The organism is Actinoplanes sp. CA-131856, from assembly GCF_050956135.1.
Lineage (GTDB): Bacteria > Actinomycetota > Actinomycetes > Mycobacteriales > Micromonosporaceae > Actinoplanes.
This window is the reverse complement of sequence record NZ_CP191849.1, coordinates 10,813,775-10,829,227: the sequence shown is the minus strand read 5'-3', so window position 1 is coordinate 10,829,227 and position 15,453 is coordinate 10,813,775. Positions and strand designations below refer to the sequence as shown.

Below are 15,453 nucleotides of genomic sequence, written 5' to 3'. Positions count from 1 at the left end.
CGCCGCGCCACCCCCATCGCCACCGACCCCCGGTGGACCTTGTCCGGCTCTACCGCTCGTCGCTGCCCTCCAGGCACTCGACGTCTCCCCCAACCCAGCACAACATTTAACGTGCTGAAGACGCTCGGCGCCACCGGCTGTCCACAGGTTATCCACAACCCTGTGCACTTGTCGGTGGTCGCTTCCCCGGCCGGATGGTCGGCAGACCCCGGAGCCTGAAACGGCGCGGTTTCGCAGGCTCACCGTGCCGAACGATTCACCTGCTTGTCTGGTTTTGGCCGACTCGTCGTGGTACGCGTACACCGCTGATGACCAGCAAACGGGCACGCTAACAGCGAGGTCGCCGCAGCATCAACTCTCGTAGGGCTCTCTTATCGGCGAGCAAGCGCCCGACGGCAGGAAAAGATTCACAACGCGCGCAGACTCCCATCCCCCGCGCGGTGCCGTGATCTCGTGGTCGGCGTGCCGATCCAGGATATGGTTGACCGGCGCGGTCGCCCTGCGTAGGGTCGAGCGGTTGCTCCGCCGCGTTCTGCTAAAGTGGCGTCTTGCAGCTTTGATGCCCCCTGGATGTTGTACGAAGACGGAGTTTTGACGTGAGCAAGCGCACCTACCAGCCGAACAACCGCCGGCGTGCCAAGACCCACGGCTTCCGGCTGCGCATGCGCACCCGTGCCGGGCGTGCCATTCTCGCTGCTCGCCGTGGCAAGGGCCGCGACAAGCTGTCGGCCTGAGCCGACACGCCTGTCGGCCCGGAAACTGGCCAGGTAGTCGTGCTGGCCGCGACTCAGCGTCTGCGGCGTAGCTCCGACTTCGCCGCCGCGATTCGCGGCGGCCGCCGGGCCGGTCGCGGGACGGTTGTCGTTCATCTGCTTATCGAGGAGCCGGTGCAAGCCTCTGCGGCGCGCGCCGGCTTCGTCGTATCCAAAGCCGTCGGCAACGCGGTGGTCCGTAACAAGGTCCGCCGTCGGCTCCGGCATCTGGTCCGGCATCGGCTGGACGCTCTGCCCGGTGGATCGACGCTGGTGGTGAGGGCTCTGCCCCCGTCCGCCGAGGCTTCCTTCGACACCCTGGCCGACGATCTCGACGGCGCCCTGGCCGCGGCACGCAGGCCCCGGAGGCCGCGATGAGCGTGCTCGCCCGTGTGCTGACCGCGCTGGTCGTCGCGTACCGTCGTTATGTGAGTCCGGTGCTGCCGGCCCGCTGTCGGTTCTATCCCTCGTGCAGTGCGTACTCCTTGGAGGCACTGCACAAGCACGGTGCTGTGCGCGGGACGGGGCTGACGGTCTGGCGGCTCCTGCGCTGCCACCCCTTCCATCCTGGTGGGTACGACCCGGTACCTGACCCGATCCGTCACCGTCCCGCCGATGTGACTGGAGCCTGAATTGAGTCTCGACTGGATCTACTACGCCATCTCGTGGATCCTCCTGCGCTGGCATGCACTCTGGGACTTCATCGGAATCCCGGACTCGAAGGTGCTCGGCACCAACTGGTCGTGGGTGCTGGCCATCGTCTTCCTGGTGGTGACGGTCCGCGTCATCCTCTTCCCGGTCTTCGTCAAGCAGATCAAGAGCCAGCGGGCGATGCAGGCGCTGCAGCCCAAGGTCAAGGAGCTGCAGGAGAAGCACAAGGGTGACCGGGAAACGCTCCAGAAAGAAATGATGGAGCTGTACAAGACCGAGAAGGCCAACCCGCTCATGGGCTGCCTTCCGATGTTCTTGCAGATTCCGGTCTTCCTGGGTCTCTTCCACGTCCTTCGGCGCCTCAACCCCGACAACCAGGGCAAGACGCTGTACGGCTGGACGGTCGAGCAGTTCGAGAGCGCGACTCACGCGTCGCTGTTCACGGCGCCGCTCCCGGCCAAGTTCGGCTCCAGCGCGTCGGAGCTGGCGGCGCTCGACGCCAACGGCACGACCGTCAAGATCATCGCCGGCATCCTGGTGCTGATCATGATGACGACGACGTACCTCACCAGCCGTCAGATGATCCTCAAGACCGGTTGGGCCGAGGACCCGCAGCAGAAGATGATCCAGCGGCTGATGCTCTACGGCATCCCGCTCTCGCTGCTCGTCTCGGGTGCGCTGTTCCCCATCGGTGTGATCATCTACTGGGTCACGAACAACCTGTTCACCCTGGGCCAGCAGCAGTGGGTGCTGCGCAAGTTCCCGCCGCCGCAGATGGCCAAGAAGAACGCCTCGGCGCCGTCGCGCCCGTCCGGCCCGCCGGCCAAGAAGCCCGCCGGTGGCGGCGCCGCCCCGAAGAGCCCGGTGCAGCCCGGCCGCAGCGGTGGGCTGTTCGGCAAGAAGAACCAGCCGGAGCCGCAGCCGCCCGTGGTCGACACCAAGGCGCTGGCCCCGAAGCCGGGCGCCAAACCGGTGAATCCGAAGAAGGGCGCCAGACCGGCGAGCAAACCCAAGGGATGATCGCGGCTCGGACACCGTTCTGGCGGTGTCCGAGCGCTCCCCTTACTGAGACCTCCCCGCGGCACCACTAATTACTCGCCGCGGAAGCAGCGGACCGAGCAGGTCCGGCCCGATTGAGTACGGAGATGAGACCGTGACCGACACCAGCACGCCCGAATCGTCAGTCTCCGCTTCGCCCGCCACCGAGGCCGCGCCCGAGGAGACGAAGACCTCGGAGACCGTGGCGTCCGACGGCGACCTGTTCCGGCAGAGCGAGATTGCCGCCGACTACGTCGAGGGGCTGTTGGACATCCTCGACTACGACGGCGACATCGACGAGCTCGTGTCGGCCGGCCGCCCGATGGTCGAGGTGGTGGGTGGCCGGTTGCAGCCGCTCGTCGGCCAGCGAGGCGCCACGCTCGAGGCGCTCCAGGAACTGACCCGGCTGGCGATCTTCCGGGCGACCGGTTCGCCGTCCCGCCTGCTGCTCGACATCGGCGGATATCGGGCGTCGCGCCGCAAGGAGCTGGCGGCGGTGGCCCGCAACGCGGTGGAGAAGGTCAAGGAGCACGGCGATCCGGTACGCCTGGAGCCGATGTCGGCGTTCGAGCGCAAGTGCGTGCACGACGTGGTGAACGCGATCTCCGGCGTGCAGAGCGAGTCCGAGGGCGTCGAGCCCAACCGCCGCATCGTGGTGCGTGTGGCGGACTGACGATGACTGACCCACGCGTGAGCGCGGGGGACGCCGGCCCGGGCGAGGGATCGCCCGGGCCGGTTCCGTTCCCGGAGTCTTCAGCGCCGAGGCGCGGCCCACGGCGGCCGCTGGCCTTCCCCGGAAAGCGTGCCTCTTCGGGAAGCACCCGTGCCCGTTCCGCGGCTCCTTCCGCGCCTGCACCTTCCGCACCCGCATCCGCCGCGTCTGAGCCCGCGCGCCCCACGTCTGCCCCTTCCACGCCCGCATCACCCGCGCCGACGTCTGCCGCGCCCGCGCCGTCCGTGTCCGGATCTGCGGCTGCGCCTTCTGTGCTCCCCACGGGGGCGGATTCGGGCGCTGGGGTGCCGGCTTCGGTGGAGTCCTTTGGGCCGCCTGCCGAGATTGCTGACGTGGCGGCTCGGGTGTTCGGGGAGCGGCTGGGGCTGGCTGAGGCCTATGCGCGGCTGCTGGTGACGGACGGGGTTGTACGAGGGCTCATTGGGCCTCGGGAGGCGCCGCGCATCTGGGAGCGGCACCTGGTGAATTGTGCCGTGGTGTCCGAGATCATCCCTATCGGCGCTTCGGTGGTTGACGTGGGGTCTGGTGCCGGTTTGCCCGGTATCGTGCTGGCAGTGGCCCGGCCGGACCTGCATATCACCCTGGTCGAGCCGCTGGCACGACGCACCGCGTTCCTGTCGGAGGCGGTGACCGCACTGGGTCTCGAATCGGCCGTCACGGTGGTTCGGGGCCGCGCCGAGGATGTCGTCGACGGGCCCCCCGCCGGCGCCGACATCGTCACCGCGCGGGCGGTCGCCCCGCTCGACCGGCTGGCCGGATGGTGCCTTCCGCTGGCCCGCGTCGGCGGCAGGTTGCTGGCGCTCAAGGGCGCCTCGGCCGCCGAGGAGGCCGCGGAGCACCGGCAGGCGCTGGCCGACCTGGGCGGCGCCGACCCGGTGATCCATCTGTGCGGGGAGGGACTGATCGACCCACCCACCACGGTCGTGGAGGTCGTCGTGCAGTCCAGGCCGAAGCCGTCCACTCGGGCGGCAAGCCCGGCACGCGGCCGCTCGAAGGACCGCAACACCGGGCGTGGGAGACCACGGAGGGGATAGATGTCCAGGCGGGGCGCACGCAAACGAAACGCGAAAGAGAAGCGTCCCGACCAGCTCTCCCCCGGAGCGGCTGGGGGTGGCCGGCCCACTCCCGGCTCGGAGGGGGCGGCACCCTCCAGGTCTGCTCCCCCGCCGCCTGCGGGGCCGCGCGGTGCCGTACCTCAATCCCGGTCTTCTGTTCCCGCTCCTGGAATGCCGGCCGCTGAATTTCAGGCTGCGTTCGAGACCGCTGGTGCTCGTGGGAACGATGGGGCGATCCCCGCGTCCCGCCTTCCAGTCGCGGGGCTTCTGGTTTCTTTGTCGATCGGTCCGACTGATCGGGTTGCTCTGTCTCCTACGGACTTTGCGCTTGTCGGCGGTCTGAGCGGGTCGTCACCGGCTGCGGAATCCTCGGGTGAGGACGAGTTGGGGGCACGTGGGAAAGACGCGACTGCGAGCGCTTTGGGGGTGCTAGATCCGGGGTCCTGTTCGGCGGCGGTAGGCGCCGATGCTCGGGTCGTGGGTGTGGAGGCTTTGCGGTTGGGCCGGGCTCCCCTGCGTACGGAGGGAAATGAAGCGCAAGCGGCGCCGGAAGGCCGGGACGGCAGTGAGATTGCCGGAGTTTCGGCCGTAGTTGATCGCCGAGGTGAGGACGACGCGGGGGCGGCGTTGCGGCTCGTGCCCGGGAGGATGGTCTATGCGGCGTCCGAAGAGGAGAGGGACGTGCCTCATCGGACGGATGGCCGTGGCGAGGCTCGCCCGACGGCCGTAGGCTGGCCGGGCGTCGATAGTGTGTGCCGGTCTTCTGCCGCCGGAACGCACGTGTCGCCGACCGACCCGTTCCTCACTAACAGGGATAAAACGGTGCATGAGTACGGTGTTTCACGTGAAACCGAGTCATCTCTCGATCGCGAGCGTGCGTCCGGCATGAGCCAGGGTGGCGCATACAACACCTCCGAAGGCGTTCCGGCTCCGCGTGCTGGTGGTGGTTATCCCGGGCAGATCTACGGGAAGCCGTCCTCGCCGCAGTCTGAGGAGCCTCGAGTGTCGGCGCCGGCCCCGCGGTCCGAGTCCCCCGCTGTCGCGTCTTCGCCGGTTCCCGTATCCGCTGCCCCCGTCTCGGCCACGCCCGTTTCATCCTCTCCGGTGTCGGCTGCCCCTTCCTCGGGCGTACCCGCCGCGCCGGACGAGCATGTTTCACGTGAAACGCCGAGCCGGGATGAAGACGATCCCCCACTAGCCATGGAAGCGTTGCGAGCTGTGCAGATCCTCAACCCGAGCGGCGAGATCACCATGCCGCGCCCGGACCACCCGAGGGTGCTCTGCGTCGCGAACCAAAAGGGTGGCGTCGGCAAGACCACCACGACCGTGAACCTCGCGGTGGCCTTGGCGTTGCATGGCAACCGTGTTCTCGTCGTCGACCTCGACCCTCAGGGCAATGCCTCCACGGGCCTCAACGTCCCTCACCACGCCGGCGTGCCCGACGTCTATGACTGTCTGATCGACAATGTGCCGCTGTCGGAGGTGGCGCAGGCGGTCGAAGGCATCCCGAACCTGTGGTGCGTGCCGGCGACCATCGACCTGGCCGGCGCCGAGATCGAGTTGGTCTCCGTGGTCGCGCGTGAGTCGCGGCTGGCTCGGGCCATCGCGGCGCATCCGGAGAAATTCGACTACGTCTTCATCGACTGCCCGCCGTCGCTGGGCCTGCTGACGGTCAACGCGCTCTGCGCGGCGCAGGAGGTCCTGATCCCGATCCAGTGCGAGTACTACGCCCTGGAGGGACTCAACCAGCTGATCAACAACATCAATCTCGTACGTCAACACCTGAACCCGACGCTCGACGTCTCCACCATCCTGCTGACCATGTACGACCGCCGGACCCGGCTGGCCGACGCGGTCGAGCAGGACGTGCGGAACCACTTCGGCAGCAAGGTGCTGAACGCCGTCATCCCCCGAAACGTGCGCGTGTCGGAGGCTCCTAGCTACGGCCAGTCCGTGATGACCTACGATCCGGGATCAAGGGGCGCTACCAGCTACTTCGAGGCCGCCCTGGAGATCGCGATGCGTGGCGTCAACACGGGAGGCACGGCATGAAGAACCGTCCGCGGGGCGGGCTGGGCCGCGGCCTGGGCGCCCTGATTCCGACGGCACCGGCCCCGGCCCCGGCTGCTGAGCCGGCCTCCGTGCCGCCGTCGACCTCTGTGCCGCCGCCTGTGGATCCTCCGGCGTCGTTCGTTGCTCCGCAGTCCGCTGCGGCCGTTGCCTCTCCCGAGGAGGAGCTCGCGCCCGTGCCGGGTGCCCGGTTCACCGAGCTACCCGTTGGCTCGATCGAGCCCAACGCGAAGCAGCCGCGGCACGTCTTCGACGATGAGGCGCTGGACGAGCTGAAGACCTCCATCCAGGAGGTCGGGTTCCTTCAGCCGATCGTCGTACGGGAGCTCGGCGACGGCCGCTACGAACTGGTGATGGGTGAGCGGCGTTGGCGTGCCGCGCAGGCCATCGGACGCGACACCATTCCGGCGATCGTCCGCGAGACGCGCGACGATGCGATGCTGCGGGACGCGCTGCTCGAGAACATCCATCGGGCCAACCTGAACCCGCTCGAAGAGGCGGCCGCCTATCAGCAGCTGCTCGAGGAGTTCGGCGCGACGCACGAGGAGCTCGCCAAGAGGATCGGCCGTAGCCGGCCGCAGATCTCCAACACGATCCGCCTGCTGAACTTGCCGGCCCCCGTGCAGCGTCGGGTGGCCGCCGGGGTCCTGTCGGCCGGGCATGCGCGGGCTCTGCTGGGCCTGGACGACACCGAGGCCCAGGAGAAGCTGGCGCTGCGGATCGTGGCGGAGGGCTTGTCCGTACGAGCCACCGAGGAACTGGTGTCCTTGGCGATCGCCGACGGCCCGACGAAGAAGGCGGCACCGACCCGCCGGCCGAAGGTGCACGCGCCGGCCCTCAACGATCTGGCGGACCGATTGAGCGACCGCTTCGACACCCGAGTGAAGGTCGACATCGGCCGCAACAAGGGCAAGATCACGATCGAGTTCGCCACAGTCGACGACTTGGAGCGCATCGTCGGCATGATCGGCGTAGACGAGGAAGGCGCCGGCGGCGAGGAGTAGATCGTCGGGTTCGACTTTGGTCGGGGTGTGCGGGCTTGACCGCGCACCCCGATTTTTGTGTATCACCTTCGCGTTCAGCTCAGCCGTCGATCCGTGCCGATGCGTTACGGAGGAGGGTCCTCGTTTCGCCCGAAATCCGGTTCTGTCAGAGCCATTCTCCTGAGATTTCGGCCGGCCCAACGATCACGCCTCAGCCCGATTCGGACGCCCGTTTTGCGCCGTTTAGGCGAGGCTAAACGTAGTTATGTAGGTACGTAGGGTTTGAACTCGGGTTTACCTGGCCGTCGCCATGTCAAATGCTGCTCCTCCGTGGGGCCTTACGGCTCACGCCATCCGGTCCTTGCCGACTACGCCGCCGAACTTGGTTGGCTCAAGATCGGCTGGCCTCCTTCGTCGTTGTCGTTAGGCGGGACACCCCTTCGATCGCCTTTGCTGGCGAGGCTCCATCTACTCACCCGGTATGAAGTCCTGTTGTCGAGAGCCGCGTGTGATCTCGTCACCCTGCCAGCTATCTGACCCGGGGGCTTGTCGGCTTCGCGTTCCCTTCGGCGGCAGCGAACGGGTGTGTCACTCGGAGGGGACCAGGATGTAAGCCCTGGCGGTCCCCGACCGTTCTTGGTGTTCCGCTTCGCCCGTTGGTTTCACGTGAAACGCGACGGGCTAGGGGCGCAGGAGTCATTCCGCCGGGTGTATTGGACGGGAGGCGAGTTCCAGCTCGGAACAACGGTCTGCAGCGGGGAAGGCAGCTGCGCCGCAGTGGCAGCATCATCGGACCGCTTCAGCCGCGGCTCGTCCTTCACCGATGCCCGTTTGCTTCAGTACAGACCCCGTGAGCCGAGTTGTTCAGGTCTGGCGCCCGCTTCGGGTGGCACCGAGGATCTGATCCCAGAGCACCAGCCTGCCAGGACTGACCACCTCGGTACGGGAGTGGCGTGTGACTGCCCGTCTGCCCGTCTCCGTGCGCCGCCTAAGCCCTGTCTGCCGTGCCGACGACAGGGCTTCGCGGATCAGCATGCTCATGGCTAGATCGGTCGGTGTGTGGCGACGTCAGCGAAGGGCAAGGAGGCCGGAGACGGGGTTCGCTACAGAATGCCAGCCAGCCAGCCTGCCGCACCGCTGGCATCTCCAGGCGCCTGCCATTCACTTCGAGGTACAAGACAGCGCAGTGGGTCTACTCAAAGCTTGGTGGCCCATGCGGGTTGTCCCGGAGGCCGACCCAGGACGAAAGACCCAGAGGGGCCGGCATCAGTTGGTTCGGTCAGAGCGGGTCCAGCCAATTCGGCAAGAGCGCGTCCAGCTAGAGCAAGTCCAACGTGTCCGGCCAGAGCGTGTCCGGCCAGAGCGTGTGTCCGGCCAGAGCGTGTCCGGTCAGTGCAGAAGGCTTTCGGCCAGAGTGGCTCGGCCAGGGCGGCCAGTCAGAGGGGGCCGGCCACAGGGCGGCCGAAGTAGGAGGCTGCGGCACAGATATGAGCGGCGCAGTAGCTTCGCTCTGACCGTGGAGGCTGGGTCCCGGCTGGGCGTTGCCGACGATCGCTTTGGGACAGGGCCCCGTTTCTCGAACCATTGAGTCCGCGATGATGTTGCCGGGCTTGTTGGCGGCGTCGAGGGGGTGGCTGAGGCATCAGGCGGGAAGCAGGGCCGGCGATTTTTCGGAAGCGACACTGATGGCCTGGGCCGCGGGCAAGGAGCTCGACCAGCTGTTCCCGGCCTCTCAACTCTGGCTCGCATTAAGGCCTAGCCGTGACCGTTTCACGTGAAACGGAGCTGCTGGAGGAGCGGTCGCATGTGGCGCTGTCTACGAGGAGACCGGGCAACTCAACTGTCTGCGTTAAGGCGTCATGCCAGCAGAGAGCGAGCGTCTCTCCGGCTGGGATGATGGAGAGTATCCAGAGTTGTCCGGCCGCCCGGCCATGCCGTCAGTTTCACGTGAAACGAGGCCGGCTTACCCTTCTTCGGAGCCCGGAGCCCGGAGCCCGGAGCCCGGAGCCCGGAGCCCGGAGCCCGGAGCCCGGAGCCCGGAGCCCGGAGCCCGGAGCCCGGAGCCCGGAGCCCGGAGCCCGGAGCCCGGAGCCCGGAGCCCGGAGCCCGGAGCCCGGAGCCCGGAGCCCGGAGCCCGGAGCCGTTTCACGTGAAACGAGATTCTGGCGCGGTGCCGGTGCCGGTGCCGGATGTCCGGTAGGACGGCACTACTGCGGCACGCCGGTGCGCCGACAGCTCACCATCGCGCCGGCGAAAGATGCAACGGGCTGCACGAAGAGAGCTCGGCGGCGCGCTCGGCGGGTTCACTTCCCCCATCCTTTGCAGAACGGCGAGCGTCGAGGACCGTAGACCGCGCATCTCCCCTAGTGCCACAGACGGGGCGCGGTGGATGTCAGTGTGGCTCGGCGTGTGCGTCAGGCGGACGCCAGCGGCTCTCCGATGTTCTTACGGCAGTTGACTGCGGGATTCGGTGATGGTGCATCCCTGGCTGAGACAGAGGGGTGCGGGGGCCGAGGCGAGGGTCCGGTCGACACCCGTCCCGTCGGTCCGGTCCCCTGGCCCATTGCGCGGTGCTTTCTTGAATCACGGCCGCTGAGGGTGGAGTGGATGGTCGTGCCCAGCCGGCAGTGGAGGGCGGATCCTCGAGCCGAGCTCTGCGGGATTGGATCCCATGGGAGGGCTGAAGGGAGGCTCGGTTGACTATGAGATCTCGGGACTGCAAAACCTCTGAGCCGACGCTGCGCAGGCACGGGGTGGGTGAAAGGCAATGGACTGAGCACTGGGCACGAGCCAAGCGCTCCGTGTGAGTGCCGGCGGATACGACGCGACGATGGTTCGAGTAGCGGCCCGATGGGAGCGGCATTCGGTTCATGGCGTACGAGGCGGCGTCTGGGGCCTACGCGTGGACCGCGCTGCTGAAGGAGCAGGCGTGCTGGAGGGTAGAGACGGCTCGGCCGATTTAGCTTCTGAGTGTTCTCCTGAGGTGCGGTCCCCAGATGTCCAGCATCGTGCCCGGGTCTTGGGCCGTCACCAACTGGCTTTCTGATCGAGGCCGTTGATGGGCGATCACGTCATCGGCGCACTGGCCGTCGAGGTTGCGGGTGAGGGCGAAAGCGCTCAGAAGCAGGCTCTGGGGAAGCTGGAGATGCCTCAGCCCACGAGATGGCGAGGACGGGCGCCATTGAGTCGGTCAGGCTGACCGGTAGATGGGGTCAGTCTCGGCGTCACTTTCCTTGGGCGGTCTGCGACTCATTGCCAGACGCGAAGGCGGTGGCTTACGGCGGAGTACGTCATCAGGGCTAGCTGGAGGGTGCCGTCGGGACCGGCTTGTGGCCGATGAGACCGAGGCGACGATCCAGGCTCGACCCGACGAAGGCATCGGCTATCCCCGGCTCGACCTGACGAAGGCGTCGGTAATCCGTAGCGCTTCGTGCAGTCTGGTGCATCAGCCAAGGGCCTCTGAGCCGACCTGGCGCGAACCGACGGCGCCGGGACGAACAGGCCCACTCACCTACTTCTGCCCCGGACCTTCCGCCGAGGCGGCTGCGTCGGCCGATCGGCTCGGGCTCGACAGCCGGCATGGTGCGCAAGCGAAGGGCACTGAGGAGGCTGCTCCCCCGCCCGACTTCACCACCCAGGACGGCGAAGCCGGAACGGTCCTGAACGGGTCGGTTCAAGGCGGGCGGGGTGGGCCCATGCGCAGCGGAGGCGTAAGGAATGAGCCGAGTCGATCCAGCCCATCAAAATGCCGGGACCGGCAAACTGACTGCCGCGAAAGCAAACCCCTCGACCGGTGAGCAGGTTCCGTCTGCAGATCGAGGGGTTTCGCCCGAGCGGACGCATCGGCCCACGCCAGCCGGGCTGCGAAGCGAAACTGACTCATGTCGCGGCTGGCGCCGGTCCTCTCGAAAGGCGGCCTGGGTGGTAACCGTCCTCGATAGGTCAGGAGCCTCGGTAAGGGTGCCGCTGTCTGAAAGTGGCACGGATGAGGCGTCTCTCGCAGCCCTCCTTCGGAGTTATCCACACCCTGTGTGTAACTCCTGTTGAAAAGCCGGGGGCTCCGTTTCACGTGAAACGCGGCCGATGTGCTGGCGGCTCTCCACCGAAGTATCCACAGGGGGTGTAGGCCTTCTACGTCGCGTTTCACGTGAAACGGGGGAACCTGTGGATAACTTCTGTGGATAACTTTTGCTGTGGGGTGGTGTCCACGGACGGTGACGATGGTCTACGTCAGGGGTGGTTCGAAGGTCGCGAAAATTGACCCGGGACAGGGGGTCTGGCCTCGGCTAAGGTTCCCTCGTGCCCGACAACACCGTCCCTCTGCCCGGCTTCACCCGCTGGCCGTCGTTTCCGTTTGAGGGCGACATGCGAGTCAAGCCGCTGGCCGCTCCGGTTGAGGTGGAACCCCCACGTGCCGGCGAGGACGCCGCTGACTGCGTCGCCTGCAATACGCCCGACGAGGCGTACATCTGGGTCAGTGAACGTTGGCGCGTGCGGGCCATGGACCGTCCCACGGGGCTCCCGGTCGTGGTGATCCTGGAGTGCCGATCGCATCTGGATCTCGGCGATCTGCCGAATCTTCTGTCGGCCGAGCTCGGGGTCATGACCGTTCGGCTGGAGCGTGCTATCCGCTCCCTTGACGGCGTTGCGCGTGTGCATGTCAACCGATGGGGTGATGGCTCCGCTCACCTGCATATGTGGTTCCTCGCGCGCCCGCAGGGCCGGCTTCAGCTGCGCGGCACGTTTCTCTCGCTCTGGGACGACATCCTGCCCGTCATCCCCGAGAACGAGTGGCACGAAAACCTGGCCCTCGTGGCTGCTTGGCTCGCCGAGTTCGGTGGTAAGGCCATCGCCGAGCCCGCGCACATCAAGTGGGAATCCCCGTCCACGATCAACCTCGCCCCCAACGGCGAGGAGCGAGACGACGCCGACCTCGACACCGGCGATCTGAACGGCGGCAATTCGCGGAGCGGCGAGCCGAGCGACGACGGCCATGGCGAGCGGCGCGTCGACAGCGATGGGGAGCGGCGTGGCGATGGAGAGCGGCGCGGCGATGGGGAGTGGCGCGGCGATGGGGAGCGGCGCGGCGATGGGGAGTGGCGCGGCGACGGGGAGCGGCGCGGCGACGGGGAGCGGCGCAGCGACGGCTATGGGGAGCGGCGCGGCGACGGCTATGGGGAGCGGCGCGGCGAGGTCAGTGTGGAGCGGCGCGGTAGAGAGCAGGGCGGCGAGGGCAATAGCGAGCAGCGCGGCGAGGGCAGTAGGGAGCGTCGCGGCGACGGGAGCTGGGACGGGAACGGAGACGATCCCACCGATGACTTCGCTGATACGCGGCCCGCGACGCTTGGCGATGTCGAGATCCAGCCTCCGATGATCCCCACTCAAACCCCTCGCCTGGGTCAGGCACAGACTCCTTCGACCTCTTGATGGGATGTACGGGTCGTCAGGCGACCCGAGCGCACTCTGTCTGACCTACGCGGTGGAACTCGAGTAGGCGCCGGAGTGACCTCCGACCGCCCTGGACGCCCCGCCCCGGGCAAGGCACCGGCGGAAGTCGCAGAGGAGCAAGCTGCGAGAAGCTGGCGGGAGAAGCCGCGGGGGAAGCCGCGGAAACACCCGACGCTGAAAGCCTGGAAAAGGTGACGGTCAGAAACCGCGGGAACGTGCCGGTACTCCCCGGGGGAACGCACGGCGGTACCTCCCGAAGGAAGCACGGCGGCCTCCGAATGGAAGCGCAGGGGGAAGAGACGGCCAACGTCCCCGGGCTCTAGGAGGCGGCTCGGGCTACAGCCCGCTCCACCAACGTCGACAGAATGCGGCCCAGATCCTGGCCCGCGGCCTGGACGGCCAACGGCAGCAACGACGTCTCCGTCATTCCCGGGGAGACGTTGATGCCCAGCACCTGAGGCGCTCCGTCATCGGGCACGATCAGATCCACCCGGGAAAGGTCCCTCAGACCCAGCGCCTTATGGGCCGCCAGCGCCGTCTCCGCGACCTGGGCCGCCACCGACGGGGACAGGCGGGCCGGCGCGTGCCACGTCGTCAAGCCGGCCGTGTAGCGGGCCGCATAGTCGTACACCCCGTCCCTGGGGACGATCTCCACCGTGGGGAGGGCCTCGGGGCCCGAACCCAGATCGATGATGGACACCGCCACGTCTTTGCCGGGTACGAACTTCTCCACCAGCGCCGTCGAGTCGTACGCGAAACAACCCACCATCGCCGCCGGCAGGGCCGTGTCTTCCCGGACCACCGCCGCCCCCAGGCCCGAGCCTCCCTGGGCCGGCTTCACCATCAGGGGCAGGCCCAGGCGGTCGACGATGCGGTCGAGGACCGCCACCGCTCCCAGCTCCGAGAAACGGTCGTGTGGCAGCGCCACCCAGTCCGGCGTCGCGATGCCGGCCTCGCGGAGCATCGACTTGGCCGACGGCTTGTCCCAGGCCAGGCGGGAAGCCCGGGCGTCGCAGCCCACGTACGGAATGCCGCACAGGTCGAGGACGCCTCTCAGGCTTCCGTCCTCGCCCGTCGCGCCGTGCAGGGCGATCACCACCGCGTCCGGCGGGTCCTCCTGGAGGGACGGCAGCAGCGTCACGTCGGCGTCGCGCATCTCGGCCTGGATGCCCGCCGCGCGCAGCGCGTCGACCGCTCGTCGACCGGAGCGCAGGGAGACGTCCCTCTCGTAGGAGAGGCCGCCGGCCAGAACCATCACGCGCACATCGTCACCCGTAACCATGGAGGGAATCATGCCAAGTCGGGGCCGGGGGCGTCGGCGGCGGCCGTGCCCCGGCGGCGGTGTGTCTGCGCGGCGGCCGGGCCGAAGACGGCGCGCATCGCCAGCTCCTGCTCCATGACTCCGGACAGGCGGCGAATGCCCTCACGAATGCGCTCGGGCGACGAGAACGAGAAGTTGAGCCTCATGTTGCTCCGGCCCGTGCCGTCGGCGTAGAAGCCCGTTCCCGGCACGTACGCCACCCGGGCCGCGATCGCCCGCGGCATCATCGCCTTGGAGTCGAGGCCCTCGGGCAGGGTCGCCCACACGAACAGGCCGCCCGTCGGGTGGGTCCAGCTCGTGCCGGCCGGCATCAGGTCGCGCAGGGCGCTCAGCATCTCGTCGCGGCGCTCGCGGTAGATCTCGCGGTAGACCTTGATCTGCTCGCGCCACGGCATCGTCGTCAAATATTGCGTCACCGCGCCCTGCGCGAACGCGCTCGGGCACAACACATTCGCTTCGCTCATCATGACGAGCTTTTCCCGTACGGCATGAGGCGCCAGGATCCAGCCCACACGCAACCCGGGCGCGAACGTCTTGGAGAACGTGCTCACGTAGAACACACCCTCACGGCGTCGGGCCCGCAACGGCCGCGGGGCGTCGCCCTCGAAGGACAACATGCCGTACGGGTCGTCCTCCACCACCAGCAGACCGGCGCGCTCACAGATGTCGAGCACCTGCTCGCGCCGCTCGTCGGTCAGCGTCATGCCGCCCGGGTTCTGGAACGTCGGGATCGTGTACAGGAATTTTGCCTTGCGGCCCGACCGCTCGATCTCGGCGATCGCCTCCTCGAGGGCGGCCGGGATGAGCCCGTCGTCGTCCATCGGCACGTGCTTCACCTGTGCCTGGGCGGCCTGGAAGACGCCGAGTGCGCCGACATAGCTCGGCCCCTCGGCGAGGACCACGTCGCCCGGGTCCAGGAACAGGCGGGCGAGCAGGTCGAGCGCCTGCTGGCCGCCGACGGTGACCACCACGTCGTCGGGGGACGCGCCGCTGATGCCGGAGAGCGCCATGACCTCGCAGATGCGCTCGCGCAGCTCGATCGTGCCCTGGCCGATGCCGTACTGCAGGCTGGTGGCGCCCTGGTCGGCGGCGAGGTTGTTGAGCATCTCGCCGACCGCGTCGAGCGGGAGGGCGGCAATATACGGCGAGCCGCCGGCGAGCGACACCACCTCGGGACGACTGGCCACGGCGAACAGTGCGCGGATCTCCGACGTGGTCATGCCACGCACGCGGCGCGCGTAGCGATCGGTGTAGTCGTCCTGGGTTGTGCCGGTCATGCGGCTCTCACCTCGCTCTGGGAGACAGAGTTCCGATGGTAGTCGGGGACGCCACAGCGGGCCCTCGGTTAACCGGCCAGGCTGCCCCAACTGGTCCCGTTCATGGGTATTGCGGCGTAGGATCC

The 15,453-nt window shown here is 67.9% G+C and carries 11 protein-coding genes; 9 read left to right on the top strand and 2 right to left on the bottom strand.

Going from position 1 to position 15,453, the window contains the following annotated elements:
• Positions 1–596: 596 nt before the first annotated feature.
• The 9 genes from rpmH to ACQP2X_RS49780 all read left to right on the top strand — a co-directional run bounded on the left by rpmH (position 597) and on the right by ACQP2X_RS49780 (position 12,709).
• Complete coding sequence (gene rpmH, locus ACQP2X_RS49820; RefSeq protein WP_097329385.1) at positions 597–734, top strand: 50S ribosomal protein L34; 138 nt, start codon at positions 597–599, stop codon at positions 732–734.
• Between the two features lie 39 nt (positions 735–773).
• Positions 774–1,130 (top strand): ribonuclease P protein component, encoded by a 357-nt coding sequence (gene rnpA / locus ACQP2X_RS49815; protein ID WP_498693494.1) that lies wholly within the window; start codon positions 774–776, stop codon positions 1,128–1,130.
• A complete protein-coding gene (gene yidD, locus ACQP2X_RS49810; RefSeq protein ID WP_097329387.1) occupies positions 1,127–1,384 on the top strand; it encodes a membrane protein insertion efficiency factor YidD in 258 nt (85 codons plus the stop codon). Before rnpA ends, yidD begins: the two co-directional genes overlap by 4 nt.
• A gap of 1 nt (position 1,385) precedes the next feature.
• Positions 1,386–2,423, top strand: a complete 1,038-nt coding sequence (yidC, locus tag ACQP2X_RS49805) for a membrane protein insertase YidC (RefSeq protein ID WP_498693493.1) — start codon at positions 1,386–1,388, stop codon at positions 2,421–2,423.
• A gap of 112 nt (positions 2,424–2,535) precedes the next feature.
• Entirely contained in the window at positions 2,536–3,114 is a 579-nt protein-coding gene (locus ACQP2X_RS49800) for a Jag family protein (protein ID WP_498701335.1), read from the top strand.
• A 392-nt stretch (positions 3,115–3,506) separates the two neighbouring features.
• Positions 3,507–4,208, top strand: coding sequence for a 16S rRNA (guanine(527)-N(7))-methyltransferase RsmG (gene rsmG, locus ACQP2X_RS49795; RefSeq protein WP_498693492.1), 702 nt, complete (start codon positions 3,507–3,509; stop codon positions 4,206–4,208).
• Between the two features lie 1,023 nt (positions 4,209–5,231).
• Positions 5,232–6,281, top strand: a complete 1,050-nt coding sequence (locus tag ACQP2X_RS49790) for a ParA family protein (protein WP_498701333.1) — start codon at positions 5,232–5,234, stop codon at positions 6,279–6,281.
• Entirely contained in the window at positions 6,278–7,303 is a 1,026-nt protein-coding gene (locus ACQP2X_RS49785; protein ID WP_498693490.1) for a ParB/RepB/Spo0J family partition protein, read from the top strand. Before ACQP2X_RS49790 ends, ACQP2X_RS49785 begins: the two co-directional genes overlap by 4 nt.
• 4,479 nt (positions 7,304–11,782) lie before the next feature.
• Complete coding sequence (locus ACQP2X_RS49780; RefSeq protein ID WP_498701332.1) at positions 11,783–12,709, top strand: hypothetical protein; 927 nt, start codon at positions 11,783–11,785, stop codon at positions 12,707–12,709.
• Positions 12,710–13,049: 340 nt separating this feature from the next.
• On the opposite strand, the gene ACQP2X_RS49775 is transcribed toward ACQP2X_RS49780, so the two are convergent.
• Positions 13,050–14,012 (bottom strand): D-alanine--D-alanine ligase family protein, encoded by a 963-nt coding sequence (locus ACQP2X_RS49775; protein WP_498693489.1) that lies wholly within the window; start codon positions 14,010–14,012, stop codon positions 13,050–13,052.
• 8 nt (positions 14,013–14,020) lie between these two features.
• The gene (locus ACQP2X_RS49770; protein ID WP_498693488.1) at positions 14,021–15,328 is read right to left on the bottom strand and encodes an aminotransferase-like domain-containing protein; all 1,308 of its coding nucleotides are present in this window, start codon (positions 15,326–15,328) and stop codon (positions 14,021–14,023) included.
• Positions 15,329–15,453 lie beyond the last annotated feature (125 nt).

Excerpts from the sequence above, each read along its gene's own strand:
- ACQP2X_RS49775 (WP_498693489.1), bottom strand. The coding sequence starts at position 14,012 with ATGGTTACGGGTGACGATGTGCGCGTGATGGTTCTGGCCGGCGGCCTC.
- ACQP2X_RS49770 (WP_498693488.1), bottom strand. The coding sequence starts at position 15,328 with ATGACCGGCACAACCCAGGACGACTACACCGATCGCTACGCGCGCCGC.
- ACQP2X_RS49780 (WP_498701332.1), top strand. The coding sequence starts at position 11,783 with ATGGACCGTCCCACGGGGCTCCCGGTCGTGGTGATCCTGGAGTGCCGA.
- yidD (WP_097329387.1), top strand. The coding sequence starts at position 1,127 with ATGAGCGTGCTCGCCCGTGTGCTGACCGCGCTGGTCGTCGCGTACCGT.
- ACQP2X_RS49785 (WP_498693490.1), top strand. The coding sequence starts at position 6,278 with ATGAAGAACCGTCCGCGGGGCGGGCTGGGCCGCGGCCTGGGCGCCCTG.